4 protein-coding genes are annotated in these 3,010 nt (G+C 49.2%); 3 read left to right on the top strand and 1 reads right to left on the bottom strand.

Features of this window, described 5'->3' with window-relative positions; translation table 11 throughout:
- The 3 genes from ONB24_06480 to ONB24_06490 form a co-directional block, all read left to right on the top strand.
- Window positions 1-524, top strand: a 524-nt coding sequence (locus ONB24_06480; GenBank protein ID MDZ7315751.1) for a sigma-70 family RNA polymerase sigma factor, incomplete at its 5' end; no start/stop codon positions are given.
- Window positions 521-982, top strand: a complete 462-nt coding sequence (locus ONB24_06485; GenBank protein ID MDZ7315752.1) for a zf-HC2 domain-containing protein — start codon at window positions 521-523, stop codon at window positions 980-982. The genes ONB24_06480 and ONB24_06485, both read left to right, overlap by 4 nt.
- Window positions 979-1,389 (top strand): hypothetical protein, encoded by a 411-nt coding sequence (locus ONB24_06490; GenBank protein MDZ7315753.1) that lies wholly within the window; start codon window positions 979-981, stop codon window positions 1,387-1,389. The genes ONB24_06485 and ONB24_06490 overlap by 4 nt, the downstream gene beginning before the upstream one ends.
- 20 nt (window positions 1,390-1,409) lie before the next feature.
- Here ONB24_06490 and ONB24_06495 read toward each other — a convergent pair.
- The coding region (locus ONB24_06495; GenBank protein MDZ7315754.1) for a polysaccharide biosynthesis tyrosine autokinase at window positions 1,410-3,010 on the bottom strand (1,601 nt) is incomplete at its 5' end.

The raw sequence follows: 3,010 nt of genomic DNA on the forward strand, positions 1-3,010 counted from the left end.
CGGCTTTGACACAGCTGATCGAACTATATGCTCCTTTTGTGCATCGTTTGATCTTTTCGATCGTTCGAGATGATTCGGTGGTTGAAGACCTGGCTCAAGACGCCTTTATCAAGATGTTGATGGCCATCGAAAACTATGAGTTCAGAGCGCCCTTCAAGTCGTGGCTGACGCGCATCGCCGTCAACGTCTGCCGAGATCATCTCCGCAAGAAAAAGGTGCGCAGCATCATGAACTTTTTCAAGGTAAACGAAGAAACCAATGAAGAGCAGTCCTTTATGGACGAAGCACCGAATCCGGTGATGCTGCTGGAAAAGGATGAAAGGAAAAAAATTTTGTTGCGGGCGATGGAACGGCTTCCTGCCTCATCCCGCATGATTCTTGTTCTGAGAGAATTGAACCAGCTCTCCTATGAAGAAATTGCAGCCGCATTGGGGTGGAAGATGGGAACAGTAAAATCTCGTCTTTTCCGCGCCAGGCAGGAATTGCTGCAGGAGTTGGCCCCTTATCGGGAGGATTTGTTATGAACCATAAAACATTGCGTAAGCTTGTGCTGCTGTCAGTCGACGGCACATTGAGCAAGCAAGAGCAGGCGCTTGCGCAAAAACACATCAAAGAATGCGCGCGGTGTGCAGCCGATTTGCAACGGTTATCGAAAATTCAGCAAACGGTCAAAGAATTCCCTGCACCCAAAGTCAGACCCTTTTTCGCACAGCGCGTTATGGCCGAATACCGCGCTTCGGCAAAGGAGCGCTTCTGGACCGTCTTTGAAGGAATACCCAGGCCGCTCCTCTTTGCGGCGCTTTCGGTATCGATTATGCTGATTTTTTTGACGATTCCGCAGTCTGCAAGGGAGACCGAATCACTGAATCTGTTTACGCAGTTCTATTCTACCGAGGTTCCTTATTCTTTGGAATCCGATGAGCAGGCTTTGGCGTTTTTGATCAAGAATGAATTGCCCAGCACAACGGGAGAACGGCAATGATGGCTTCAAAAAAGATGGCGGTTTTAAGTCTTTTGACTTTTTTTCTTTTGGGAACCGGCTTCGGCCTACTGCTGGATCGCTCGGTCCTGCGGCCTGGTCCGCCGAAATTCAAAGACAAGGGCGGTCCTCACCATAAAGGCGATTTCCTGTTCGACATGTTTACTCAGGAGCTCGGCTTGACGCCGATGCAGCAGGACAGCTTACGGGTAATGCTGGCAAATTTGCGCAGTGAATTTGAGAGCGCCGGAAAGCAGTATTTTGAGCGTGCCGAAGAAATCCGCAAGCAGTTCGGACGTAATTTTGAACAGATTTTGGACGATAAGCAGAAAGAAAAATATCGGGAAATGGTGGCTAAATTCGAAAAAGATCGTAAGGAATTTGAAAAACGGCAGCGGCCGCCTCGTTAAAGAGAACAGCAGCAGTAAGTTTATTTGAAAGGAGAAAACATCTTTTTCCTGCCGCCGCTTTTTTCTTCCGTATAATAACGGCTTGCGTAATACGAATAATCGTACCGGTAATAGCCGTATCCCTTGCTCTTTTCCATACCGTTTAATACAATCCCCCGTACCTGAGACTTGACAAATTCGAGACGCTGCAGCGCATCTTTAATGATGTGACGATTGGTTTTGCCAAAGCGGACAACCAGGATGACGTTACCGACAGTTTTGGAAAGAATGACGGCGTCGGTCACCGAAATGACGGGCGGCGTGTCGCACAAAACAATGTCAAAGTTGTGCTCCAATTTGGTTATTAGCTCTGACATCTTTTGGCTTGCCAGGATCATCCCCGGATTCGGCGGTACCGTTCCGGCCGGTATGACAAAAACGTTGGGGACGTGCGTGAGATAAATGACCTTATCGAGCGCCAAGTCGCGCGCCAGATAATCCGCCAGTCCGGGTGAGCGGCGAAGATTGAACAAGATATGCATATGCGGTTTACGCAGGTCCGCTTCGACGACCAAAACGCGTTTGCCGAGTTCTGCAAAAGAGATCGCCAGATTTGCGGTCGTCAGGGTCTTGCCCTCGCCGGGAATCGAGCTGGTCACCAACAGACGGCGGAGAGAATTGTCGACATCCGCAAATTGGAGGTTGGTGCGCACGTGTCGATAGGCGTCCACCAGCGGCTCCTGATCCTGAACTAAAGAAATCACTTTGTTTCGGTAACCGTTCATTCGGTCTTCAAAATAGTAAAGCTCCTGAATATTCATAAATCGGCCGTTCTTGCCGTTTTTGGCGACGATCGGCTGAGTTTCCGAAGTTTTGATTTCCGGTATAGCGCCTAAAACAGTTAGATCGCCCAAGCGTTGGATGTCCTCAACGGAATAAATCGAGTTGTCGAGGTAATCGCGCACGAACGCCAGGCCGAATCCCAAGCCGAGCGAAAGGATAAAGGCTACGGCTATGTTGCGGGACCGATTTTGCGATTTTGGTTTGAGCGGTAAGGAAGGTTCATCGACGACACGAACTCCTCCAGAGCCTGTGGCGGCATTGATTTTGGCTTCTTCGGCTTTTTCCACTAAATAAGTATAGAGGTTTTCGTTGACTTTTTTCGTCCGCTGAAGCTGCGCCAACTCAATGGCATGCTCAAGTATGTTGGGATTTTGGGAGCGATACTTTTCAATAAGATTGCGTAGGTATCGCTCTTTATTGTCCAAAGTGTAAAGGTTTAATTCCTCAGCGACGATGCGTTCATTGAATTTTTGTTTGGCATTGTCTTCTTCGCGACTAAAGAGCGAGCCGCTGCTCCTTTCGCGCGACGCCAGAATGGCTTGACGCAGTTTGGCCTTCTGCTCTTCGATTCGACTGTCGAGTGCGGCAAGAGCCGGCGAAGAAAGGCCTTCGGTCTCCGACAATCGACGCTTTTGCTCTTCGAGACGATCGATTTCTTGACGAATTTTCTGAGCTTCGGGTGATTCCATAAAGGAATCGATGGAAGGCATATTCCCCTGCTTCAACGAAGAAAAACGCGCCTGGTAGGCATTCAAATTGGCCCGCGCCAACTGCTTTTGCGTCTCGACTTCCTCCAGCT

The organism is candidate division KSB1 bacterium (genome assembly GCA_034505495.1).
In the GTDB taxonomy this organism is placed as follows: domain Bacteria; phylum Zhuqueibacterota; class Zhuqueibacteria; order Residuimicrobiales; family Krinioviventaceae; genus Fontimicrobium_A.

Coding starts and splice junctions, on each gene's coding strand:
- ONB24_06485 (MDZ7315752.1), top strand. CDS start 521: ATGAACCATAAAACATTGCGTAAGCTTGTGCTGCTGTCAGTCGACGGC.
- ONB24_06490 (MDZ7315753.1), top strand. CDS start 979: ATGATGGCTTCAAAAAAGATGGCGGTTTTAAGTCTTTTGACTTTTTTT.